Below are 23,697 nucleotides of genomic sequence, written 5' to 3'. Positions count from 1 at the left end.
ACGTGGTCGCGACGCTCGGTTCCCGCGTGGTCGTTTCCGGCGCCTCGATGCCGTGACGGCGGGAGGTAGCGTGCACTGATGGGCGACGTCGTGGCGCGGTGGCTGCCCGGAACCCGACAGTTCCGGGGCTACCGGCGCGGCTGGCTGCGCTCGGACGTCACGGCGGGTATCACGGTGGCGGCCTATCTGATTCCCCAGGTGATGGCATACGCGACCGTCGCCGGGCTGGCTCCGATCGTGGGGTTGTGGGCCACGCTCGCGCCGCTGGCCGTGTACGTCGTGCTGGGGACGTCCAGACAGCTGTCGGTGGGACCGGAGTCGACCACCGCGCTCATGACGGCGGTCACGCTGGCGCCGCTGGCCGCGGGGGATTCCGGGCGCTACGCGGTCTTGGCCGCGGTGCTCGCCCTGGTGGTCGGAGCCTGCTGTGCGGTCGGCGCGATCGCCCGGCTGGGGGTGCTGGCGGATCTGCTGTCGAAACCGGTGCTGGTCGGCTATCTGGCCGGGACCGCGGGAATCATGATCGTGGGTCAGCTCGGCCGGGTCAGCCGCGTGGATGTCGAAGGCGAGTCCATTCCTGATCAGGTGCGGTCGCTGGTGTCGCATCGCGGCGACGTGCACTGGCCGACCGTGCTGCTGGCCGCGGTCACCCTCGCGGTATTGCTGGCGTCGGCGCGATGGGGCGCGCGCATCCCCGGCCCGCTGGTGGCGGTGCTGGCCGCGACGGCGGTCGTGGCGGTCTTCTCGTTGCGGGAACACGGAATTCGCGTGGTCGGCGCGATCCCGTCGGGCCTGCCGGCGCCGAGCGTGCCGCCCATCGCGGCCGCCGACGTGGGCCGGCTGCTGCTGCCCGCGGTCGGCATCGCCCTGGTGGGATTCTCCGACATGGTGTTGATCGCGCGCGCCTTCGCGGCCCGCCACGGCGACACCGTCGACGCGAACCGGGAGCTGCTCGCCATGGGCGCGGCGAATCTGACCACCGGTGTCTCACAAGGCTTTCCGGTCAGCTGCAGCGGCAGCCGCACCACCATCGCCGACGCCGCCGGCGCCCGCACCCAGCTGTACGCGATAGCCGCCCTGGCCGCGGTGCTCGGCGTGCTGTTCTGGGGTCGCGCGGTGCTGGCCGCGTTCCCGTCCGCGGCCCTGGGCGCGCTGGTGATCTACGCCGCCCTGCGGCTGATCGACCTGCCCGAGTTCCGGCGGCTGGCCCGATTCCGGCGCAGCGAGCTGGTGCTCGCGCTGAGCACCGCGGCCGCGGTCCTGGTCGCGGGCGTGCTGTACGGCATCCTGATCGCGGTGGGCCTGTCCATCCTGGACCTGCTGCGCCGCGTGGCCCGCGCGCACGACGCCATCCAGGGCCTGGTCCCCGGCCTGGCCGGCATGCACGACATCGACGACTATCCCGAAGCCGAAACCGTTCCCGGACTGCTGGTCTACCGCTACGACGCCCCGCTGTGCTTCGCCAACGCCGAGGACTTCCGCCACCGCGCGCTGGCCGCGGTCGACACCGCCGCGGCGACCGCCCCGATCCGCTGGTTCGTCCTCAACGCGGAGGCCAATGTCGAGGTCGACCTGACCGCCCTGGACGCCGTCGAACAGCTCAGATCCGAATTGGATTCCCGGGGAATGGTTTTCGCGATGGCACGGGTCAAGCAGGATCTGCGCACCGCGCTCGACGCCGCCGGCCTCACCGACCGCATCGGCCCCGACCACTTGTTCCCCACCCTCCCCACCGCCCTGGCGGCCTACCGGAGCCGACCCGCCGACGGGGAGTAGCCGCCGCACCCGTGGACCCGTACCGCGGGCTGTGCCCGGGTGCCGACCAGGGTTCGGCACGGGTTCGACGCAGCGCGTCCGATCGCACTCTGGGACATGCAAGAAACACCGCTGGCCACAGAACAAGGAGTGCAGGCAATGAACACCACAGGGGTTCGGGCGCTGAAGCTCGAGGCGGTAGTCATCCCGGTCGCCGACGTGGACCGGTCCAAGAAGTTCTACGACGGTCTGGGCTGGCGCCTGGACGCCGACTTCGAATTCGACAACGGCTTCCGGGTCGTGCAGTTCACGCCCCCGGGCTCGCCGACGTCGATCCAGTTCGGCACCGACATCACGACCGCGGAGCCCGGCACGGCGCAAGGCCTGTACCTGGTGGTCTCCGACGTCGAGCAGGCACGGGACGCGCTCGCGGCCCAGGGCGCGGAGATCAGCGAGGTCTTCCATCCGGGCGCACCGGGAGCGCAGTTCCAGCCCCTGTCGGGCGCCGGGCGCGTGGCGGGAGCGGCGGACGAACGGGCGAGCTACGGATCGTTCGCGACCTTCACCGACCCGGACGGCAATGTCTTCCTGCTCCAAGAGGTCACCACCCGCATCGCCGGGCGCGTCGAGGCCACCGAGACCTCGTACGCCACGACGGGCGACCTGGTCGAGGCACTGAAGCGCGCGGCCGCCGCGCACGGCGAGCACGAGGCCCGCAACGGCGGCGAATACGACGCGGCCTGGCCCGAGTGGTACGCGGCCTACATGGTCGCCGAACACCACGGCGATCCGCTGCCCGAGTAGCGGACCACCCCCACCTCACCCGAGATATCCAGCAAGGAGAACAACGATGACCACCATCCGCATGCACGCGAACACGCGCGTGACGCCCGAGCAATTCGTGGCGGCCCTCACCGACTTCGGTCCCGATCGTTCGACGCTGTTCGGCAACAGTGACGGCAGCTACCTCCAGGTCCACTCCCGCGACGCCCGGCACGCCGATGTCACCGAAGGATCCGGCGGGGTCTGGGAGCGGCTCCGGTACGACTGGAGCAACCCGTTGCACGTGGTGGCGACCACCACCGCGTCCAACGCGTGGGGCCGCGCCTCGGGGCACACCTACGACCTGGCCCGGCGCGCCAACGGAACCACCGACATCGACTACGTCGTGGTGCGCGAGGGCAAGAACCCGCGCGGCTGGTTCCTCGGAGCGGTGCTCGCCACCGTCGGCAGGAGCGTGCTGACCAAGGCGTTCCGCAATTCGGTGTCCGCGATCGAGAAGCGTCAGGAAGTGCGGTCATGACCGTCGAGAAGGTGATCGTGACCGCGGTGGGCACGGATCTCGAGAACAACATCGCCCTCGTCTCCGAGGAGAACGTCACGGCTGGCGCCGGCGAGGTCGTGGTCGAGATCGAAGCCGCGCCCGTCAACGGAGCCGACACGCTGTTCGCCATGGGCTGGTTCGGGGTCTACCCGGATCTGCCCGCGGCGATGGGCGCCGAAGGCGTCGGCCGGGTCGTCGAGGCCGGGGCGGGCGTCGACCCGGCCCTGATCGGCCGGCGCGTGATCATGATCCCGACCTTCCGGTTCGGCACCTGGGCCACCAGGACGGTCGTGCCGGCGACGAACGTGGTGCCCGTCCCCGAGGACGTGGACCCGCGGCAACTGGCGATGCTCGCCGTCAACCCGGCCACGGCCTACGTGCTGCTGCACGAGTATGCCGACCTGCGGCCCGGCGACTGGATCGGCCTGGACCTGGCCAACTCGGCTGTCGCCCACTACCTCATCCCGCTGGCCCAGCGGGCCGGGCTCAACACCCTGGCCGTCGTCCGCCGCCCCGCGGTCGTCGACGAGGTGAAGGCACTGGGCGCCGACATCGTCCTGGTCGACGGCGAGGATCTGCCCGCCCGGATGGGCGAGGCGCTCGCGGGAGCGCGTCTGCGAGTGCTCTTCGAGGGCACCGGTGACCCGGGCCAGGTGGCCCGATTGGTGCCCGCGGTGGCTGACGGCGGAACGGTCGTGGCGTTCGCGTCGGCGACCGGCCAGACCCCCGCGATCCCGCTCGGGGACCTGATCTACAGGGGTATCGCCCTGCGGTCGGTCTACATCGTGGGCTGGCTGCGGAACGCGCCGCGCGAGCAGGTCCAGCGGATGTACGCCGAGCTCGCCGGCTTGGTCGGCGACGGAGTGATCGGCGCGGAGATCACCGCGACCTACCCGCTCGACGAGTTCGCCAAGGCGATCCAGCACGCCCAGCAGACCGAGCGTAACGGCAAGGTCCTCATCGTCCCCACGGCCCGGGCCTGAAGCAGAGGAAGACACCGATGACCACCACTCAGATCGCCGGGCCGTCGCAGCTGACCGCCCCGATCCAGACCATCGACGCCGCGAACGGCGTCACCTACGCCTACCGCCGCTTCGGCAACGCCGCCACCGACCGGCCGCCGCTGGTGTTCCTGCAGCACTTCCGGGGCAACCTCGACAATTGGGACCCGATCCTGGTCGACCGCCTCGCCGAGCACCGGGAGGTCGTGCTGCTCGACAACACCGGGGTCGGCCTGTCCACCGGCACGGTCCCGGTGACGGTGACCGAGATGGCGCGCGACGCGATCGCGTTCCTGGACGCCCTCGACCTCGGCGAGGTCGACCTGCTCGGGTTCTCGCTGGGCGGCATGGTCGCCCAGGAGATCGCACTGCTGCGCCCGCGGGTCGTGCGCCGGCTCGTGCTGGCCGGTACCGGACCGCGCGCCGGTCGCCAGATGCACGGCTGGACCTTCGACATCGAGCGCACCGCGAACCAGGCCGACAACGGTCTCGAGGATCTGCTGCACATCTTCTTCGGGGTCACCGAGAGCAGCCGCGCCCTCGGAATCGATTATGTGCAGCGCATTTTCAGCCGCACCGACAATGCCGACCGGCAGAACGGACCCGATGTCACGCGCGCCCAGTACGACGCGATCGTGGAATGGGGAATCCCGGACCCGAGCCGGTTGGCCCGTCTCGCCGGTATCACCCAGCCGACGCTCGTGGCCGCCGGCGACAACGATCTGATGATCCCCACGGTGAACTCGCAGCTGCTCGTCGACCACCTGCCGAACGCGCGGTTGCGCATCTTCAGCGACGCCGCCCACGGGTTCCTGTTCCAGTACCCTGGCCAGTTCGCGACGCTGGTCGACGAGTTCCTCGCCGGACCTGCCGCCTAGAAGTGTGCGGTTCAACGCGACGGCGGTGGCTAATGTGGCGGAATGGCCGCACGGACCACCGCCTTTCGCGGTCGCACGCAAGAACGCCACCGCCTCGACGACGCTCTGCGCCGCGCGCGCACCGGTGAGAGCGGTGCGCTGGTGTTGCGCGGCGAAGCCGGCATCGGCAAGACGACGCTGCTGGAGTATCTCGCCGAGCAGGCGACCGGTTGCCGCGTCGTCCAGGTGACGGGTGTCGAGTCGGAGCTGGAGCTGCCGTTCGCGGCCCTGCACCAACTGTGCCTGCCGATGTTCGATCTGATTCCCGCGCTGCCCGATCCCCAATCCCGGGCTCTCCGAGTGATTTTCGGGCATGAAGCGGGGGAGGCGCCGGACAAGTTCGTCGTCGGGCTGGCGGTGCTCGGACTGCTGTCGGAGGCGGCGGCCCATCAGCCGGTCGTGTGCCTGGTGGACGACGCCCAATGGGTCGACGACGCATCGGTCCAGGTGCTCGGCTTCGTGGCCAGGCGGCTGGCGGCGGAGTCGGTGCTCATGGTGTTCGCGGTCCGCGAGCCCGCGGGTGAGCGACTGCTCGCGGGCATCCCGGCGCTTTCGGTGTCCGGTCTCGGTCACGACGAGGCCGCCGCGCTGTTGACCGCGATCCTGCCGGGACAGCTCGATCGCAGGGTCCGCGATCGGATCGTCGCCGAGACCCAGGGGAACCCCCTGGCCCTGCTGGAGCTGGCCCAGCGCGGAAAGGCCGAGCTGATGGGCGGATTCGCGTTCCCGGCGATCGGGGCGGGCAACCTCCACGACCACTACGTGCGGCGCGTCCGGGAGCTGTCCGACTCGACCCGCTTGCTGCTGTTGCTGGCCGCCGCGGAACCCACCGGAGACGCCACCGTGCTGTGGCGGGCCGCTCGGTCGCTGGGCCTGGGACCGGATGCCGCGGCGCCCGCGGAGGAGGAGCACCTGTTCGAGGTGGGCGAACAAGTGCGGTTCAGCCATCCGCTGATCCGCAGCGCCGCCTACAGTGCCGGCACGCCGGAGCAGCGTCGCGCGGTGAACGCCGCGCTCGCGGCTGCCCTGGATGCCGAGACCGAGCCCGAACGCCGGGTCTGGCATCTCGCCGCCGCGGCCACCGGACCCGACGGGGACCTCGCGGCCGCACTGTACGACGCCGCCGAATGTGCCAGGGCGCGAGGCGGAGTCGCCGCGGCCGCGTCGTTCCTGCAGCGGGCCGCGGCGCTCACCGCCGATGCGCGAGAACGCACCGAACGCACCCTGGACGCCGCGCAGGCCCACCTCGACGCGGGCCGCTACGACACGGCCCTGGGACTGGTCGCCGAAGCCGAGGCCCATGCGGTCGACGACCTGCAACGCGCCCGCGCGGATCTCGTGCGGGGGCTCATCGGGCGCGCGGCGAGATCGGGTCGCGAGGCTCCGGTCGCACTGGTGCGGGCGGCTCGCCGGCTCGAGTCCCTCGACCCGAGGCTGGCCCGCGACACCTACCTGGACGCCTGGGGCGCCGCGCTCGTCGCCGGGCGCCTGGCGCATCCGGACGGCGACCTGACCCTGGTCTCGCGGGCCGCCCGCTCGGCGCCGCCCGCGAGTCCCGCGAGCCCGATCGATTCGCTGGGCCCCGGACTGGCCACCTTGGTCACGGACGGAACGGCCGCCGCGGCGCCCGCGCTCCGGCAGGCCGTGCGGTCCTTCCTCGACACCGGTGTCGCCCCGGATGTGTTCCTGCGCCGCGGCGTGCTGATCGCGAACGCGGCCCTGTCCCTGTGGGACTTCGAGGCATGGGATGCGGCCACCAGCCGGCATGTGGCGCTGGCACGGGAAGCCGGCGCGCTGGCGCCGCTGGCCAACGCGCTCAACGCCCATCGCGTGGTGGTGCTGTGGCGCGGCGACGTCGAGCACGCCCGCGAGCTCGGTCTCGAGGAGCAACGGGTCAAGGAGGTGACCGGAACGCAGCGAGCGTCGTACGGCGACCTGTTCCTGCTGGCCTACCAGGGCAACGCCGCCCAGGCCGCACCGCTGATCGCGACCGCGGCGGCGGAGGCGACGGCTCGCGGCGAAGGACTCGGTCTGCAGATCACCGATCGCGCGACCGCGCTGCTCCACCTCGGCCTCGGCCATTACGACCTGGCGTTCGACGCCGCGGTCCGGGCAGGCGAGGGCAACCTCGGCCCCTTCACCGCGCAGGCGCTACCGGATCTGGTGGAGGCCGCCGTTCGCAGCGGGGCGACCGAAGCCGCGATGCGAGCGCTGGACAGGTTGACCGCCTATGCGATGGTTCCCGAATCGGATTGGGCGGCAGGGCTGTTGGCGCGCTCGCGAGCCCTGGTCAGCGTCGGCGACGCGGCCGAGCGTTCCTATACCGAGGCGGTCGAGCATCTCGGCCGCACCCGCCTGCGGTTCGAGCTCGCGCGGGCGCGTCTGCTGTTCGGCGAGTGGCTGCGCCGGGAACGCCGCCGCAGCGACGCTCGTGTCCAGTTGAAGGCGGCCTTCGAGGAGTTCGTCGCGATGGGGGCCGACGGATTCGCCGAGCGCACCCGCCACGAGCTGCTCGCCACGGGGGAGAAGGTTCGCAAGCGAACCTCCGACACGCTCAACGACCTGACCCCGCAGGAGGGCCAGATCGCCCGTATGGCGCGCGACGGCCGCACCAACCAGGAAATCGGCGGCGAGCTCTACATCAGCGCCCGCACCGTGGAATGGCACCTGCGCAAGGTCTTCGGCAAGCTCGGGATCAGCTCACGACGCGAGCTGCGCGACGCGCTCCCGGACCGCGAGATCGCGCGCGCCACCTGATCCCGACACACAGCGTGGCCTGGGCCGCGGTCGAGGCCACACGGTACGGCCGGCCGCTGCGGATCATCACCTCGGCGGCGCTGCCGCCGGACCTGATCTCGGCCGGTCAACCGGTGCTGGTCGGCATCGACGGCACCCCGAACAGTTCCCCGAGGTTCAGGTCAGCCGAATCCTGCTGCGCGACAGGCCGGTTCACGCCCTGCTCGAGGAGTCCGAGCGGGCGCAGCTGCTGGTGGTCGGCAGTCATGGGCGAGGCGGTTTCCCCGGCATGCTGCTGGGTTCCACCAGCTCCGCTCTGGTTCACACCGCGCCCGTCCCGATCCTCGTCATCCGGCCCGACCAGGCGCACGCACCGGCTGGGGATCCCTGGCGCGCATCGCACGGGCCCGGGGCCAGGGGTGATCACTGGCGCGAAGCATGACCGGTTTGACGGACCGTGGTTCATATCGCGGGAAGTTCCCGCGGGGCGAGACAAGGAGCGACTGCCATGGATCTTCTCGACGATGTGATCGGCGCGTACGGCGGTATCGAGCGCTGGCGGCGGATCGACGCCATCTCGGTGCATCAGCGCGTCGGCGGGGTGTTGTGGGCGCTCAAGGGCGTCGACGGAATCATCGACGATTCGACCGTCGAGGTCCGGCTGCCCGAACAGCGCACCTGGCTCCGGCCCGCGGCCACGCCCGACATTCGACTGACGTTCCGCCCCGACCGGGTGGCCATCGAATCCGACGACCCCGCGACCGGCACGGTCGAGGAACTGACCGCGCCGCGCGACTCGTTCGCCGGGCACGTCTTGGAAACCCCTTGGTCGACCTTGCAATTGGCCTATTTCTCGGGCTACGCGATGTGGACCTACCTTTCCGAGCCGTATTCGCTCACCCTGCCCGGCGTCCACACCGAGCAACTGAGCACCTGGCACGAGGAAGGCGAGACCTGGCGGCGATTGGCTGTCCGCTACCCGGATTCCATCGCCACCCACAGCGCTGACCAGGTGCTCTACATCGATGCCGACGGCTTGATCCGCAGGCGCGACTACTCGGTCGAGATCTCGGCGAATTCGCCTGCCGCCCACTACTCGAGCGACTTCGCGACAGTCGGCGGCATCGTCGTACCCACCAAGCGTGTCGTCTTCGGCCGCGACGCGAACGGACATCCCATCGACGATCCGGTGCTGGTCTCGATCGACCTCGACAATGTGAAGGTCAGCTGACCCGGCACGGCCGCGGCCGCGACCCGGTGGCCGCGGCCGTCCGGCTGGTCCGCAGCCCGAAGATGGGGGCGACGCGCACTGTTCCGGATTAAACTGCATGCTCGAGTGCAAGTATGCCGACGCGCTGCCGAACCTCCGGCACCGCCGATGCATTGGCTCGTGCAGAGAGGGATCGAACCGGCAACGCGGATCGGGGTCCGCTGCTGCTCATCTCGGGCCTCGAGGACAACACCGTGCCCGATGTGGTCACGCGGTCCACACTGAAGCAGTACCGCGACTCCACCGCGGTCACGGAGTTGCGCCAATTCGAGGGCCGCGGCCATTCCCTCACCGTGGACAGCGGCTGGAAGGACGTCGCCGACGCGGTGCTCGCCTGGCTGGCCGACCAGGGCCTGTGAACAGCCCACCGGACCGAGGAGGATCCCCATGGATCTCAGGCTCACCGACGCGCTCGCGGTGGTCACCGGCGCGAGCCGAGGTATCGGTTTGGCCATCACCCGGGCCCTGGTCGAGGAGGGCGCGATCGTGGTGGCCGGTGCCCGCCACACCGGCGACGAGCTGCGTGCGCTGGCCGACGGTGGCCGGGTGCACCCCGTCGAGGCCGATCTCGCCACACCCCAGGGCGCCATCGACGTGGCCGCGGCCGCCGAGAAGCTCGGCGACACAACCATTCTGGTCAACAATGTCGGCAGCGTCACGCCGAGGCTGACCGGCTTCCTCGACGTCACCGATGAGGACTGGCTGGACACACTCACCCTGGATCTGCTCGCCGCGATCCGCACCACCCGCGCCCTGCTGCCCGCCATGCTCGGCGCCGGTCGCGGCAGCATCATCATGATCAGCTCGGTCAACGCCACCCTCGCCGACCCCGCGGTGATCGACTACAGCGCCGCGAAAGCCGCCCTCACCAACACCGCGAAGTCACTCTCGAAACAACTCGGCCCCCAAGGCATCCGGGTCAACACCGTCAGTCCCGGACCCGTCGCGACGGACCTGTGGCTGGGCGACACCGGTGTCGCCCAGACGATCGCCGCCGCGACCGGCAACGAAGCCGACACCGTCGCGCGATCCGCCGCGGCCGCATCGGTGACCGGACGGTTCACCCGCCCCGACGAAATCGCCGACCTCGCCGTCTTTCTCGCCAGCCCGCGCGCCGCGAACATCACCGGCTCGGACTTCGTGATCGACGGCGGCTTGATCACCACCACCTGAGCCGACCGAGGCCTGCCGGGGCCGCGTGCCGAGGTCTGTCGAGACCCGATACCGAACCGCCGCGGCCGTGTCTCAGCTAGCGCCGGGGTGTCGATCGGTCAGGCTCGGGACCCGGGCTTCGGTGATCTTGGCGCGCAATTCCTTCAGCCCGGCCACGTACGCCTCGGAGAAGGTCGGGAACGGTTGCACCACATCACGCAGGACGCGCAGCGGCACCTGCGCCCGGATGGCGAGGGTGGCCTGTTGCAGCCATTCGCCGGCCTCGGGTCCGAGTGCGTAGGCGCCGGTCAGCCGCTCGCCGTCGCTCAGCAGCGTCAGGAACGCCGGCGTCTCGGCGTAGTCGCGGGTGAAGGTGGCGGTCTTGGCCACATCAGCCAGCCGGACCGTCGCACTGAATCGGTCCTGGACCACACCGACCGACGCGGCCTGCGGATCGGTGTAGACGACGTTCGGGATGGCCCGGTAGTCGGCTTCGCGGGGTTCGCCGAGAATATTGGATGCGACGACCTCACCCTGGTACTTGCCCACATGGGTCAGCAGGCGCACGCCGTTGACATCGCCGACGGCCCACACGCCGTCCGCGGCGCGCAGACTGCCGTCGACGGGGATGCCGGTCGCCTCGGCGGTGATACCGACTGTCTCGAGCCCGATTCCGTGGACTCGGGGTGTGCGGCCGGTGGCCACCAGCAGCCGGTCGCCACGGCGTTCGGTGCCGTCTCCGAGGCTCAGCACGAAGTCCGCGCCGTCGCGACGCACGGCGGTGGCGCGCACGCCGAGCACGACCTCGATGCCGTCGCGGGTCAGGATCTCGGCGAGACCCTCGCCCAGCGGTGCGGGTTCGCGCGGCAACAGGTGGGTCCGGCCACCGACCAGCACGACGTCGGCGCCCAGCCGGCGGATCGCCTGCGCCATCTCGACGCCGACGGGCCCGCCGCCCAGCACCAGCAGCCGGCGGGGAACGGCGGTCAGGCTCGTCGCCTCGCGGTTGGTCCACACGTCCGGCAATCCGGCCAGACCGGGAAGCGGCGGCAGGTTCGGTTCCGAACCGGTGGCGATGACGATGTGGTCGGCGGTGTAGCGCACACCCCCGACCTCGACCACACCCGGTCCGGCGAGCCGTCCGGCGCCGCGGATCAGGTCGATGCCCTTGCTCGACAGCCAGCCCGTGGCGCCGGTGTCGGAGTAGTCCGACACCATGAAGTCTCGCCAGGCCAGCGCGGCCGCCACATCGATCTCCGCGCGCGCCTGGGCTTCCCGCGCCTGCTGGACGGCTTCGCCGGGACGCAACAGCGTCTTGGACGGGATGCATGCCCAGTACGAGCATTCGCCGCCGACCAGATCGCGTTCGACCACGGCGACCCGCAATCCGCCGTCGGCCAATTCACCCGCGCAGTGCTCGCCCGGCGAGCCGCCGCCGAGGACGATGACGTCGTAGTCCTTCACGCTCCCACTCCCTGCTCGTCGTCGTGCCGACCCAGCTGCTGGTCGAAGGTCTCGGACCGATCGGATCGAGTATCCATCGCCGTTGCTCCTCTCGTGCGGATTACTGTCTCGGTCCAGAATCCGCTCCGCTGGGTCCGGCTCGCACCGGTGGTTTCCCCTGGGCGGTTCCCCGGGGCACTGGCCGGATGGGGAGGCCTCGACCGGATCAGCCCTGCGGCTGGGAGAAGCGCAGGTGGTTGCCCCACGGGTCGGCGAAGCCGCAGTCGCGCACGCCGTACGGCTGGTCGATCAGGGGCTGCTCGACCGGCACACCGGCCGCTTCGAGGCGCTTGAACGTCGCATCCACGTCCTCGGTCAGGAAGATCAATGTGCCCATGGCGCGGCTTTCCAGGCGGGCGCGGTTGGCCTGCACGGCGGCCTCGTTCGGGTTCATGGTGGGGGTTTCGAGCAGGAACTCGATGCCGGGCTGGGCGGCCGGGCCGACGGTGAGCCAGCGCAGGTCGCCGAAGAACGACATGTCCTGGCGGACCTCGAGGCCGATCACGTCGCGGTAGAACTCCAGGGCTTGCTGCTGGTCGCCGACCAGGACGGCGACGTGGGTGAGTACGAGATCTTTTCCGGTGGTCATGGTTGTCCTTCTTCCTCGCGGTAACCGGGGTCGTGGATGCTGACGGAGCCGCGCGCACAAATTAATCGGTGCGACCGACAGCTGCTGCCGGCACCTGGTGCTGCCGCCGGTTCAGTCCTCGTCGCCGTTACGCGCCGCCCATTCCCGAATCGCGGCGATGAGCCGCTCGACGAAGAAGTTTCGACGCAGAATCAGGTAGTCACCGATGGGGCCGGCCAGTATCCGGGCGAACACCCGCGTCCCCGGATCCGACTTCGGCCAGGCCCAGGTATTGCCGATCACGAACGCGGAGAACCGATCCGGGTGCCGCGTCGCGACCGCGAACCCGATCGGGCCACCCCAATCCTGCACCATGAGGGTTACCTCCGACAGGTCGAGCTCGGTGGGGGCACCCAGGACGGAGTTTCCGGGATGTCTTCGGACATGTCGGCCTCCTCGGGCGGATCAGGAACGCACGTCGGCGGGGTGGCGGTGGCAGCCTTCGAGGGTGGCGTTCGCCAGCTCGGTGACGACATCGCTGACGTCTCGACGCAGGCGGAAGGCCGCGAGCTGGCGGCATGCCCCATTGCCTCGGCCGAGCACGGCATTGATGCCGGTGGTGACGAATTCGCGGTCGCCGAGCTCCTCGAGTGCCGGTCCGATGTGATCGACGAGTTCCGAGAGCAGCACGTGCACCGGGAGCACACGTCCGTTTCCGGGGTGGAGGCCGGTGCCGTCGAGACCGAAACGGGCAGCTTTCCAGTACGCGGCGCGCAGCAGCTCGTGCGATACCGGGGATCCGGTGATGCCTTGCTCCAAGGACATTCGCGCGGTCATGACCGTGGCACGCACCAGGGTGGCGAGCAGGGCGGTCTCCTCGACCGTGGCGGGGATGTCGCTGACCCGGACCTCGACGGTGGGGTATTTGATGGAGGGACGAACGTCCCAATACACCATTGTCTCGTCGAGAATGCTGCCGCTCGAAACCAGCAGCGCGATCATGGCGTCGTAATCCTGCGTCGACGTGAAATACGGTGGCGGTCCGGCGCTGGGCCACCGCTGCCACAGGACGTGTCGCCAACTGGCGAACCCGCTCTCGACGCCCCGGTGGATCGCGGAATTCGCCGTCAGCGCCAGGAACAATGGCAACCAGGGGCGCAGGTGATTGCTGACCTGGAGGGCGGTTTCCTTGTCCGGAACAGCGACGTGAACGTGGCAGCCGCACAATCCCTGCTCATGGGCGAGCAAACCGAAGTCCGCCGCGATTCGCCGATACCGTGGTGTGTCGGTCACCGAGAATTCGTGGGGCACGGTCGGCGGAATCGCCACCGCGAGCAACCGGGTGTTCTGCTGCTCGGCGCAGGACGCCACCCCGAGTCGCAGATCGCGCAATTCCTGAATCAACTCGTCGGTGCGGGTGTGCACACGGGTGTTCGTCTCCACCTGACATCGGGTGAGTTCCAGTTTCAGATCGATTCCACGATCCGCCGCGATTCGGGCCACCTCGGAGTTCTTCGAGGCGGGCGCACCGGTCACGCGGTCCGCGAGCACAAACTCTTCTTCGACGCCGACGGTCGACTGGGCCGCGTCCATTTCCATGACGCTACTCCCGGATTCCGAACTCCTGGTTCGCAGGAGCGTCAACGGTGGGCGAGCCGTCGCAGGCACCGGCGCGAGCCGGTGAATCGGGGACAGTTCGCGGGGAATTGGGCCGACCGTGGCCCGCCCTTGACCTTGAACGCCTAGTGTGGGGCAGGTCGGCCCCCCTCTGCGGTGGCACAGACCCACTCGCGCGCGGCCGACCTCGGCGTACACCGCCGCCGCGAGTTGAGAATCCAGCCCGCCCGGTGCGACCGGCGTCGGGCCAGGATTCGGAGGTGCGCCATGACAGCAAGCCCGCACGAACCCCACAGCCACCGACCCACTCGGCGGGTCGGCCTGCGCCGGACGCCGCCCGCCATCGCCCGTGGTTCCGACGATGATGTGCCGGTGGTGCGCTGGCCGGATCCGAGCCGGCTCGAATCGTGGTGGGACGCGATCATGCATCACACCGACGAGCCGCCGGTCGCCACATAGGTCGCCTTCCGGAGGGATATCCGGGCTGGGCCCGGGCGCTCACCACGTGACGCCCGGGCCGCCAGGCGTGCGATCAGTTCGCACGACCGTTATGCGCTCAATTGCCGAGTCGCCCAACGAATTCCGCCGTCAGTCGCCAATTGCCTGGCCGCCGAAGGGCGCGGGCACCTACACGATCGGCCACACCGGCAACTCCGGGCGCGGATGGCGGGCCTCAGCTCACACCTCCTCCAGAGCCGATCGCTGGTTTCGGGGCTCACGCTCTTCCGTAGATGGCGGTCACGAATTCCCCGAGGGTGTGTTCGTCGAGATGCCTGGCCAGATCGGCTTCACTGATCATGCCGACCATCCGCTTGTGCCCGTCGATCACCGGCATCCGCTTGACCCGGTGGCTCTCCATCGAGCTGAGCACCTCGGAGACGTCGGCGTCGTCGGCCACCCAGCGTGGTGTGGCCTCGCACAGTTCACTGGCTCGGGTGTCCTCGGGGGACAGTCCCCGGGCCACGCACTTCACGGCGATGTCGCGGTCGGTGATGATGCCGACCATTCGTTCGTTCTCATCGGCGACAACCACCGATCCGACGTCGAGCTCGGCCATTACCTCTGCCGCGTCGGCGACGGTCTGATCGTGGGATATCCACTGCGCACCGGGCATCATGATGTCGCGGGCCGTGGTCATAGAGCTACCTCCTCATATCCAGCTGGTGCTGAGCAATGGGATGAAGCGCCCTAATTCTCCGCGCTCATCGCCGGAGGTACGAGATTCCGAAGCATCACGAAGACGTGACCATTCCGCATCTTTGGTGAGGATCCGGTCACGTGGCGAGGGTGTCGGAAAGCGATTGTCGCGATGTCCAAACGCGAAACGCGACGAATGACGATCGGTGACTTTCTGCTGCGTCGTTTGTCGGAGGCCGGGATCAGCCACCTCTTCGGGGTCCCCGGGGATTACAACCTCGAATTTCTCCAGCAGCTCCAAGAACGCGGCGGCATCGAATGGGTCGGCAATTGCGGCGAGCTGAACGCGTCCTACGCGGCGGACGGCTACGCACGGCTGAAAGGCATGGGCGCTCTCCTGGTGACGAACGCTGTCGGCGCGATGAGTGCGATCAATGGAATCGCCGGCTGCTATGCCGAACATGTTCCCGTGGTCTGTATCTGCGGGTCGATTCCCCTCAGGTCCATCGATCGGAGCCTGGGGATGCACCACACGATGGCCGATGGGACCTGGGACCGCTTTCTCGGCGCGTTCGCGCAGGTGACCGCCGCACAGGCCAGATTGACCCCGAGCAACGCGACCCTCGAGATCGACCGGCTCATCCTCACCGCTTGGCGGGAGAAGCTGCCGGTGTACCTGGAGCTGCCGTCCGACATCGCCTACCTGGAGATCGAGGTTCCGGTCGAGCCGCTGGTCCTCGAACAGCCATCCAGCGACCCCGAACGGCTGAGCTCGTGCGTCGCCGCGGTCGCCGCCCACCTGTCCGCCGCGAAGTCGCCGGCGATTCTGGTGGATCTGGACGCGGACCGGTTCGGCGTCGCCGAGCAGGTCACAGAACTCGCCGAGAAGATGCGAATTCCGGTGGCGGTGAGCAACACCGCCAAGGCGGTGATCGACGAAACGTTTCCCTATTACGCCGGCGTCTACAACGGCGAAGCGAGTGCGCGGCACACGCTCGACGCGATGCAGGCCGCCGATTGCCTGCTCTGCATCGGATACCGACCCATCGAAGCGACCACGGGCGACTTCACCGTTTCGCTGCCCGCCGACACGATCCACCTGCGCGCGCACTCGGCCGACGTCGGAAAGGACAACTACCAGGCGGTATCGCTGCAGGAAGTCCTGCGCGGCGTCATCGACGCGGTGCCGCGCGTGACCGATCGCGCGACGCCTCGGCCGGTAGGAGCGCCGCCACGCACTCGCACCGACCGGTCAGCCGAGCTGACGCAGGCGGCGTACTGGCAAGCCATCCAGGACTACATCCGGCCCGGGGATGTACTGCTCGTCGACAACGGCACCTCCTATGCCCTCTTCGGCCTGAAACTCCCGCGGGGCTGCACCTTCGTCGGATCGGTCAACTGGGGGTCGATCGGATACTCGGTCGCGGCCTTGCTCGGCACGCTGACCGCGGCGCCGGACCGCCGCCATCTGCTGTTCGTCGGCGACGGTTCGTTCCAGCTGACCGCGCAGGAACTGTCGACCATCCTGCGGCACGACCACCAGCCGGTGATCTTCCTGATCAACAATGGGGGATACACCATCGAGCGCGGTTACCTCGGAAAGACCGAGTCCTACAACGACATCGCCCCGTGGGCGTACGCGGATCTGCCGAAAGTGCTTCGCCCCGACACCACGGCACGATCATTCGTCGCGAAGACTCCCGCGGACCTGCACCACGCCCTCTCCGCACCCAATGACAGCTTGATCTTCATCGAATCGATCATGGATCCCTTCGATTCTCCCGCTCCGGTCACCGCCAGCAGCAACCGAGGAGCCGAACTCGACTACGGGCCCCGCGGCCCGCAACACCACGCAGGCAACCAGCTTCGGCCGGTATGACCTCACCGGCCGGTCGGACTTCCGTCCAAGGGCCGGCTCCGATTCCGACGGTGAAGCAGGGTCCGCCGCCGCTGATTTCTCAGGTGGCGGACGGGTTTTCGAGGACGATGGCGACTCCTTGGCCGGATCCGATGCAGACTCCGATCGCGCCGTAGCGCGCATTGCGTTCCCGCAGTTCGGTGGCCAGCGTCAGGACGTAGCGGGCGCCGGTGGCGCCGAACGGATGACCGATCGCCACCGCGCCGCCGTTCGGCGTCAGCTTCTCGTCGGGGATGACGAAGCCGTCGAGCTGGTTGGGCAGTTCACGCAGCACGCCCAGGGCTTGAGCGCTGAACGCCTCGTGTACTTCCCACACGTCGATCTGTTCGGGGGTCAGGTCCGCGCGCTGGATCGCCAGGGGCAACGCCCACGCCGGTGCCAGACCCATGTAGTGCGGATCGATCCCGTACACCGCGGACGACACCACCCGCGCCAGCGGTTCGACGCCGAGTTCGGCCGTTCGTTCACCCGAGGCCAGCACCAGCGCGCTGGCTCCGTCGGTCAGGGGAGTCGAGTTCGCCGCGGTCATCTGCGTCGTCCCCGGCTGTGGGGGCAGCGCCGCCAGCTTCTCGGCGGTGGTGTCGTCGCGGATGAATTCGTCGTGCTCGAACAGGCGGGCGGGGGTCTTCTTCGTCGCGCCGATCTCGACCGGCATGATCTCCTTGGCCAGCCGTCCGGAATCCCTGGCCGCCTTGGCATTTCGCTGCGTGCGCAGCGCGAACGCGTCGATCTCCTCCCTGGTCAGCCCGTAGCGGTCGGCGACGTTCTGCGCCGTCTCGATCATCCCGATGTAAGCGTTGCGCGCCAGCAGCGCCGGATTGGCGGGACCGCCCGCGCCCGCCCACATGGTGTCGAGCAGGACGACCGGGCCACGGGGCCCGAACGGGCTGTCGCCCTTCATGTACGCCCATCCCGACCGCGACATCGATTCGACGCCACAGGCGATCCCGACGCCCAGATCCCCCGCTTTGATCGCGTGCGCGACATTGACGGTCGCACTCAGCGACGATCCGCAGAACCGATTGATCGTCACCCGGCCACCGTGTCGGGGAACCCCGCCGCCAGCGCCGCCCACCGCGCGACATCCCCCATCCCTTCGTGGGCCGGATTGACGCACCCCGCGACAATGTCCTCGATCTGATCGAGACCCACGCCGACGCGTTCGCACGCCCCCTTCATGGTCATCCCCAGCAGGTCATCGGTCCGAATGTGCGACAGCGAACCCCCGTACCGGGCGAAGGGGGTCCGAACACCACCGAGCACATACGCTTCCGCCATCATGATCTCCTTCGACAGTGTCCTCGAGGTCCCAACGCGCGAGCCGCCGTTGCGCTTCCGATCTTGCCCCGACCCCGAGGAAATCCGTCACAACGGCGCGGACCGGGGCGCGCCGCGGCCCTGACGCGTAGTCTGCCTCAATAGTCTTCGGGGACAAGGGCGGTGATGGCGGCGACCTGGGCCGGGGAGAGTTCGATGTTCGCGGCGGCGAGGTTCTCCTTCAGGTGCTCGATGCTGGTCGTACCGGGGATGGGGAGCGACTGGCCGCCACGGTGCAGTTGCCAGGCCAGGGCGATCTGTTGTGGTGTGGCGTGGTGTTCGGCGGCGATGGGATCGATCACGCGGTGGAACGGCTTGCCCTTCTCGCCCGTGGGGAGAGCCCCGGGATGCCACGGCGAGAAGACGAGGCCCGATTGCTGCGCGAGCTGCCGGACGGCGCTGCCGCGACGCTCGCCGACGTTGTAATGCACTGTGACAGCGGCAATGTCGGTGATGTCGAGCGCAACGCGCAGTTGGTCGGCATCGACGTTGGACAGTCCGATGTGGCGGATAAGCCCATCGTCACGCATCTGCGCGAGGGTGCCGATGATGTCCTCGTAGGGAGCGTCGGTCATTGTCGGCGTGTGCAGGTAGTACAGGTCGAGGTGGTCCAAGCCGAGTCGGCGAGCGCTCATGTAGGCCGCTTGCCGCAGGTAGTTCCGGTTCCCGACCGCGCCCATATCGCTGTACTCGGGACCGCCGCGGACGAAGCCGCCTTTGGTGGCGATTACCACATCGTCCGGATAGGGGTGCAGTGCGTCGCGAATGAGCTCCTCATTCGAGTGCGGACCGTAGACGTCGGCGGTGTCGATGAAGGTCACGCCCTGCTCCACGACGGCGCGCAGCAGCGCGATTCCGTGTTCTCGGTGGGGGTATTCGCCCCAGACCTTCGGCCCGGTCAGCCGCATGGCGCCGTAGCCGACGCGGCCGACGGTCAACTCGCCGCCGATGGTGATGTTTTCGGTTGCCGCGCTTGTCATTTCACGCCGTCCAGAGGTTGAAAGTCGGTTCGCTTGCTCAGGTATGCCCATTTCCGATCGGACGCCGATTGTCGTTCGAGGATGTCGGCGGCGCGTTCGAGCGCATAGCTGCCCAGCAGCAGTCGTAGTGGCGGGTCCGCGAGCCCGACGAGGTCGAGTATGACCTGGGCGGCGCGGTCGGGGTCGCCGTCCTCCCGGCCGTGATTGTCACGCAGTCGCGTGATCATCGCCCCGACGGTGGGCTCGTAATCAGGGTCCAGGGCCAGTGGGGTGCGCATCGACATGCCGGCCCAATCGGTGCGAAAGCCGCCGGGCTCGATGATCGTGACTTTGATGCCCAGCGGAGCGACCTCTGCGGCGAGCACCTCGGAGAATCCGCCGACCGCGAATTTGGACAGCTGGTACGCACCGAGTGCGGGCGAGCCCTGCCGCCCTCCGATCGATGAGAATTGGATGATGTGCCCGGCGCGCTGGCGATGCAGTACCGGCAGCGCGGCACGAGTGACGTTGACGACGCCCCACAGATTGGTTTCCACCTGGGCGCGCAGATCGTCCTCCGCGATGTGTTCGATCGAGTCCAGATTGGCGTAGCCGGCATTGTTGACGACCACGTCGAGCCGCCCGAAACGCTCGACCGCCGCGGCGACAGCGAGCCGGGCCTGCTCGGGCCGGGTCACGTCGAGGGGGAACGGCAGGACCCGTGCGCCGAATTCGTCGGCGAGATCGCTGACGTCCACAGGATTTCGCGCGGTGGCGACGAGAGTGTCGCCGGCGGCGAGGACGGCGCGGGCGAGGCTGCGGCCGAAACCGCGGGAGCTTCCGGTGATCAACCAGGTTCTCGGGTGCATCGTCGGCATGGCGTAACTCCTTGGTCCGGGGAAGGCTTTGTCCCCGTGGCCGCTGTGCCATAGGGACTTTCCGGGGCTGATCGCCCCGTTCACGGCACCGTGTATCGCGAGGCGATGATCGACTTCATCGGCTCGGTGCGGCCGGAGACCGTGACGATTGCGCCTTTCTAGCCCTGCAGCGACGTGGTCGAGCGGACGACGATCTCGTTGACGTCGACGCCATCGGGCTGGCCGACGGCGTAGTCGATGGCCGCGGCGATGGCGGAGGCGTCGAGACCGGCTGTGGCGAGCGCTTCGCGGATCGCGTTCTGCAGTTCGGGCGCACCGCCGGAGTGCGTGAGTTCGGTGTGGGTGAGCCCGGGGTTGACGAGGGTGACCCGGATATCGGAGGTCTCCTGGCGCAGCCCTTCGGAGATGGCGCGGACGGCGTACTTGGTCGCCGAGTACACCACTCCGGTCGGGTCCACGCGGTCCGCGGCGGTGGACGCGATAGTGATGATGTGCCCTGATCTGCGCTCGCGCATCGAGGGCAGCACCGCCGCGATGCCGTGCAGCACACCGCGCAGGTTGACATCGATCATCCGGTTCCAGTCGTCGACCCGCAGGTCTTCGACCATCGACAGCGGCATGACACCGGCATTGTTGACCAGGACATCGACCCGCCCATGGCGGGCGCGCACGTCGGTCACGACCGCGCGTACGTTATCCAGGTTCGTGACGTCCAGGTGCGCGTACTCGGCGTCGTATCCGGCGTCCTTCAGCTCCGTGACCAGCTGAGCCAAGCGGTCCGTGCGCCGCGCGCCCAGGACGACGTGATGGCCGGCGGCGGCCAGCCGGCGAGCCGTGGCCTCGCCGATACCGCTGGATGCTCCGGTCACCAGGATGATCTTGGATTCATTCATTTCCTTACGACCTCCGTCGGTGGTGGATGGGACCCATTGAGCACACCACCGCCGCGAAGTCGCCGGCAGACTACGGTTTTTCCCGTGGTACGACGTACCGGGGGCACGGATGTACCCCCGCTGCGCACCGAGTGCCGTTAGCCTGGGCAACCGTGATCGAAACCGACCTTCGGGAGTTCCTGCGCTCTCGGCGGGCGCGTATCAGCCCAGAGGCCGCCGGCCTGCCCCCGCATCCGGGGATCCGCAGGGTGCCGGGCCTGCGCCGCGAGGAAGTCGCACAGCTGGCCGGGGTCAGCGTCGATTACTACGTGCGGCTCGAGCGTGGCCGCAACACCCATGTCTCCGCCGCGGTGCTCGATGCGGTGGCACGCGTGCTGCGGCTCGACGACACCGAACGCGATCACCTGTTCGCCTTGGCGAAACCCGCCGGCCCACAGCCACCACCGGCCCTCCAGCAGGTACGTCCCGGTCTGCTGCGGGTTCTGCACAACATCACCGAGATCCCCGCGATGGTTCTCGGACACCGGCTCGACGTACTGGCGATGAATCGCCTGGCGCGCACCTTCTACCCCGGCTTCGACGACGCCGCGGCCGGTGAGTGGAACATGGCCCGGTTCATGTTTCTCGACCCCGCCGCCCGCGACCTCTACCTCGACTGGTCCGAGACAGCTCGCGAGAACATCGGCATGCTGCATCTCTACGCCGGCCACCACCCGCGTGATCCCAGGCTCTCCGCACTGGTCGGCGAACTGTCCGACGATCCGGATTTCCGGCGCTGGTGGTCCCGGCAGGACGTCTATCGGCCGACCTTCGGCACCAAGCGCTACCGCCACCCGACCGCCGGGGAACTCAGCCTCGGCTTCGAAGCCTTCACGCCCAGCGGCGATCTCGATCAAACCCTCGGGCTCTACACCGTCGAGCCCGGATCCCCATCCGACAAGGCCCTGCGAACACTCTGAGAATCGGCAACGCCCCGGCTGTCGAACGAGTGTTCGTATCGACCCGGGTGGGTGGGGGCATTACCCTCGAAGGTGCCCCGGCGGTCCGGCGGAGGACCGTGACGGACAGGACCGCGCTCAGGCAGTTCTGTTCGATGCCAATCGATCTCAGTAGCGATTCTGCGCGAACTGCATGGCACGCCCGCTCACAGCCGGAGGGAGTTCCGCTGATGCCCAGCATCCGATCCGTCCAGGTGGACCGCCCGGACGGCGAACTGTTCCTGACCACTCGCGAAATACCCGATCCGGGGCCGGGACAGGTGCGGGTCACCGTCGAAGCCTGCGGTATCTGCCACTCCGACAATGCGTTCGTCACCAATGCGTTGCCCGGCCTGACGTTCCCGCTGACGCCCGGCCACGAGATCGCGGGTCGTATCGACGCGGTCGGCGACGGTGTTGCCCGCTGGCGTCCCGGCGATCGGGTGGCCGTCGGCTGGTTCGGCGGTGCGTGCCTGTACTGCGACCACTGTCGTGACGGGGACTTCATGCATTGCGAGAACCTCCAGGTGCCGGGCTGGCAGTATCGCGGCGGATACGCCGAAGCGGTGGTCGTGCCGGCCAGCGCGATCGCCCGCATCCCCGACGGGTTCACCGCGGTCGATGCCGGACCGATGGCCTGCCCGGCGTGACCACCTACAACTCGCTGCGCCGTAGCCAGGCCCGTCCCGGCGATCTGGTCGCGATCCTCGGCATCGGAGGGCTCGGGCACCTCGGAGTCCAGTTCGCCGCGAAGATGGGCTTCGACACCGTCGCGATCGCGCGGGGCGAGGACAAGGAACCGCTCGCCACGAAACTCGGGGCCCGGCACTACATCGACTCCACGACCCAGGATGTCGCCGCCGAACTCCGCCGGCTCGGCGGCGCCCGCGTCGTGCAGGCCACCGCCGCGAGCTCGGAGGCGATGGCCGCCACGATCGACGGCCTGTCCACCGACGGCGAGCTGATCGTCATCGGCGCGGTTCCGACGCCGATCCCGGTCAGTCCGTTCCAGCTGATCTTTCAGTCCCGGGCGGTGCGTGGGCACCCGGCCGGCACCGCCCGCGACGTCGAGCGCACCCTCGACTTCGCGGCCATGACCGGCATCCGGGCCATGATCGAGGAGCGGTCGCTCGACGACGCGCCCGCTGCATATCGCCACGCCCTCAGCGGCAAAGCCCGGTTCCGCGTGGTCCTGACAACAGGACTGTGATCGCGTCCCGGAACCCGCACCGCAAGGGCTCGAGTGGAAGGAGTGGGCAGTGAAGATCGTCGTTATCGGTGGCACCGGGCTGATCGGTTCGAAGGTCGTGGCCGGCCTCGTCGAACGTGGCCACGAGGCGGTTCCGGCCGCGCCCAGCACGGGAGTGAACGCGCTCACCGGCGAGGGCGTGAAGGAGGTACTGCAGGACGCGAACGTGGTGGTCGACGTCTCCAACTCGCCGTCGTTCCAGGACGACGACGTCATGGAGTTCTTCCGAACCTCCACCCGAACCCTTCTCGATGCCGCCGGTGCCGCCGGCGTCGGGCACTACGTGGCGCTGTCGGTGGTGGGCACCGACCGCCTGCCGGAGTCCGGGTACCTGCGGGCGAAGGTGGCGCAGGAGGAGCTGATCACAGCTTCCGCGCTGTCGTACTCGATCGTGCGCGCCACCCAGTTCTTCGAATTCGCCGGGCAGATCGCCGATTCCGCCACCGCCGACGGCGCGGTGCGGCTGTCGGGTGCGGCCGTGCAGCCGATGGCCGCCGCGGATGTGTCCGCCGCCGTCGGTGCGGCC

Annotated in this window: 21 protein-coding genes and 3 pseudogenes; 15 read left to right on the top strand and 9 right to left on the bottom strand. The window is 69.0% G+C overall.

Annotated features, from left to right (window positions below; genetic code table 11):
* Positions 1-78: 78 nt before the first annotated feature.
* The 10 genes and pseudogenes from ACWELJ_RS14220 to ACWELJ_RS14175 all read left to right on the top strand — a co-directional run bounded on the left by ACWELJ_RS14220 (position 79) and on the right by ACWELJ_RS14175 (position 10,176).
* Positions 79-1,776 (top strand): SulP family inorganic anion transporter, encoded by a 1,698-nt coding sequence (locus ACWELJ_RS14220; RefSeq protein ID WP_452366578.1) that lies wholly within the window; start codon positions 79-81, stop codon positions 1,774-1,776.
* A 138-nt stretch (positions 1,777-1,914) separates the two neighbouring features.
* Positions 1,915-2,559, top strand: coding sequence for a VOC family protein (locus ACWELJ_RS14215; protein ID WP_452366577.1), 645 nt, complete (start codon positions 1,915-1,917; stop codon positions 2,557-2,559).
* A gap of 46 nt (positions 2,560-2,605) precedes the next feature.
* Positions 2,606-3,058 carry a hypothetical protein gene (locus ACWELJ_RS14210; RefSeq protein ID WP_452366576.1) on the top strand — a complete coding sequence of 151 codons (453 nt, stop codon included), beginning with the start codon at positions 2,606-2,608 and terminating at the stop codon, positions 3,056-3,058.
* On the top strand, positions 3,055-4,062 hold the full coding sequence (locus tag ACWELJ_RS14205) for a zinc-dependent alcohol dehydrogenase family protein (protein WP_452366575.1): 1,008 nt from the start codon (positions 3,055-3,057) through the stop codon (positions 4,060-4,062). Before ACWELJ_RS14210 ends, ACWELJ_RS14205 begins: the two co-directional genes overlap by 4 nt.
* Positions 4,063-4,079: 17 nt before the next feature.
* A complete protein-coding gene (locus ACWELJ_RS14200; protein ID WP_452366574.1) occupies positions 4,080-4,958 on the top strand; it encodes an alpha/beta fold hydrolase in 879 nt (292 codons plus the stop codon).
* Positions 4,959-5,000: 42 nt separating this feature from the next.
* Positions 5,001-7,754 carry an AAA family ATPase gene (locus ACWELJ_RS14195; protein WP_452366573.1) on the top strand — a complete coding sequence of 918 codons (2,754 nt, stop codon included), beginning with the start codon at positions 5,001-5,003 and terminating at the stop codon, positions 7,752-7,754.
* Positions 7,755-7,893: 139 nt separating this feature from the next.
* Positions 7,894-8,094 (top strand): annotated as a pseudogene (locus ACWELJ_RS14190) (universal stress protein); the annotation flags it as partial.
* Between the two features lie 147 nt (positions 8,095-8,241).
* Positions 8,242-8,964, top strand: coding sequence for a hypothetical protein (locus tag ACWELJ_RS14185; protein WP_452366572.1), 723 nt, complete (start codon positions 8,242-8,244; stop codon positions 8,962-8,964).
* 152 nt (positions 8,965-9,116) lie between these two features.
* On the top strand, positions 9,117-9,362 hold the full coding sequence (locus ACWELJ_RS14180; protein ID WP_452366571.1) for a hypothetical protein: 246 nt from the start codon (positions 9,117-9,119) through the stop codon (positions 9,360-9,362).
* Between the two features lie 28 nt (positions 9,363-9,390).
* The gene (locus ACWELJ_RS14175; protein WP_452366570.1) at positions 9,391-10,176 is read left to right on the top strand and encodes an SDR family NAD(P)-dependent oxidoreductase; all 786 of its coding nucleotides are present in this window, start codon (positions 9,391-9,393) and stop codon (positions 10,174-10,176) included.
* A 72-nt stretch (positions 10,177-10,248) separates the two neighbouring features.
* On the opposite strand, the gene ACWELJ_RS14170 is transcribed toward ACWELJ_RS14175, so the two are convergent.
* The 4 genes from ACWELJ_RS14170 to ACWELJ_RS14155 form a co-directional block, all read right to left on the bottom strand.
* Positions 10,249-11,619, bottom strand: coding sequence for a dihydrolipoyl dehydrogenase family protein (locus ACWELJ_RS14170; protein WP_452366569.1), 1,371 nt, complete (start codon positions 11,617-11,619; stop codon positions 10,249-10,251).
* 205 nt (positions 11,620-11,824) lie between these two features.
* Entirely contained in the window at positions 11,825-12,247 is a 423-nt protein-coding gene (locus tag ACWELJ_RS14165; RefSeq protein WP_452366568.1) for a VOC family protein, read from the bottom strand.
* A gap of 111 nt (positions 12,248-12,358) precedes the next feature.
* A complete protein-coding gene (locus tag ACWELJ_RS14160; RefSeq protein ID WP_452366567.1) occupies positions 12,359-12,601 on the bottom strand; it encodes a hypothetical protein in 243 nt (80 codons plus the stop codon).
* A gap of 90 nt (positions 12,602-12,691) precedes the next feature.
* Positions 12,692-13,819, bottom strand: coding sequence for a carboxylate-amine ligase (locus tag ACWELJ_RS14155; RefSeq protein ID WP_452366566.1), 1,128 nt, complete (start codon positions 13,817-13,819; stop codon positions 12,692-12,694).
* A 291-nt stretch (positions 13,820-14,110) separates the two neighbouring features.
* Between ACWELJ_RS14155 and ACWELJ_RS14150 the strand changes: the two genes are divergently transcribed.
* Positions 14,111-14,302 carry a hypothetical protein gene (locus tag ACWELJ_RS14150; protein WP_452366565.1) on the top strand — a complete coding sequence of 64 codons (192 nt, stop codon included), beginning with the start codon at positions 14,111-14,113 and terminating at the stop codon, positions 14,300-14,302.
* A gap of 256 nt (positions 14,303-14,558) precedes the next feature.
* Here the strand turns inward: ACWELJ_RS14150 and ACWELJ_RS14145 are convergent, their stop codons facing one another.
* The gene (locus ACWELJ_RS14145) at positions 14,559-14,981 is read right to left on the bottom strand and encodes a CBS domain-containing protein (protein WP_452366564.1); all 423 of its coding nucleotides are present in this window, start codon (positions 14,979-14,981) and stop codon (positions 14,559-14,561) included.
* Between the two features lie 195 nt (positions 14,982-15,176).
* Here ACWELJ_RS14145 and ACWELJ_RS14140 point away from each other — a divergent pair, with 195 nt between their 5' ends.
* Positions 15,177-16,859 (top strand): alpha-keto acid decarboxylase family protein, encoded by a 1,683-nt coding sequence (locus ACWELJ_RS14140; RefSeq protein WP_452366563.1) that lies wholly within the window; start codon positions 15,177-15,179, stop codon positions 16,857-16,859.
* A 79-nt stretch (positions 16,860-16,938) separates the two neighbouring features.
* On the opposite strand, the pseudogene ACWELJ_RS14135 reads toward ACWELJ_RS14140, so the two are convergent.
* The 4 genes and pseudogenes from ACWELJ_RS14135 to ACWELJ_RS14120 all read right to left on the bottom strand — a co-directional run bounded on the left by ACWELJ_RS14135 (position 16,939) and on the right by ACWELJ_RS14120 (position 20,945).
* Positions 16,939-18,176: pseudogene (locus ACWELJ_RS14135) on the bottom strand (thiolase family protein).
* A gap of 137 nt (positions 18,177-18,313) precedes the next feature.
* A complete protein-coding gene (locus tag ACWELJ_RS14130; protein ID WP_452366562.1) occupies positions 18,314-19,195 on the bottom strand; it encodes an aldo/keto reductase in 882 nt (293 codons plus the stop codon).
* Entirely contained in the window at positions 19,192-20,043 is an 852-nt protein-coding gene (locus tag ACWELJ_RS14125) for an oxidoreductase (RefSeq protein WP_452366602.1), read from the bottom strand. The genes ACWELJ_RS14130 and ACWELJ_RS14125 overlap by 4 nt, the downstream gene beginning before the upstream one ends.
* 167 nt (positions 20,044-20,210) lie before the next feature.
* Positions 20,211-20,945, bottom strand: coding sequence for an SDR family oxidoreductase (locus tag ACWELJ_RS14120; protein ID WP_452366561.1), 735 nt, complete (start codon positions 20,943-20,945; stop codon positions 20,211-20,213).
* Between the two features lie 26 nt (positions 20,946-20,971).
* Between ACWELJ_RS14120 and ACWELJ_RS14115 the strand changes: the two genes are divergently transcribed.
* The 3 genes and pseudogenes from ACWELJ_RS14115 to ACWELJ_RS14105 form a co-directional block, all read left to right on the top strand.
* Positions 20,972-21,904, top strand: a complete 933-nt coding sequence (locus ACWELJ_RS14115) for a helix-turn-helix transcriptional regulator (RefSeq protein ID WP_452366560.1) — start codon at positions 20,972-20,974, stop codon at positions 21,902-21,904.
* Positions 21,905-22,113: 209 nt separating this feature from the next.
* Positions 22,114-23,132 (top strand): annotated as a pseudogene (locus ACWELJ_RS14110) (alcohol dehydrogenase catalytic domain-containing protein).
* A gap of 49 nt (positions 23,133-23,181) precedes the next feature.
* A partial coding sequence (locus tag ACWELJ_RS14105) for an SDR family oxidoreductase (RefSeq protein WP_452366559.1) occupies positions 23,182-23,697 on the top strand: 516 nt, incomplete at its 3' end.

This window comes from Nocardia sp. NPDC004582 (assembly GCF_053602115.1).
Note: the sequence above shows the minus strand (reverse complement) of the source record. Positions and strands in the feature narration are given on the sequence as shown.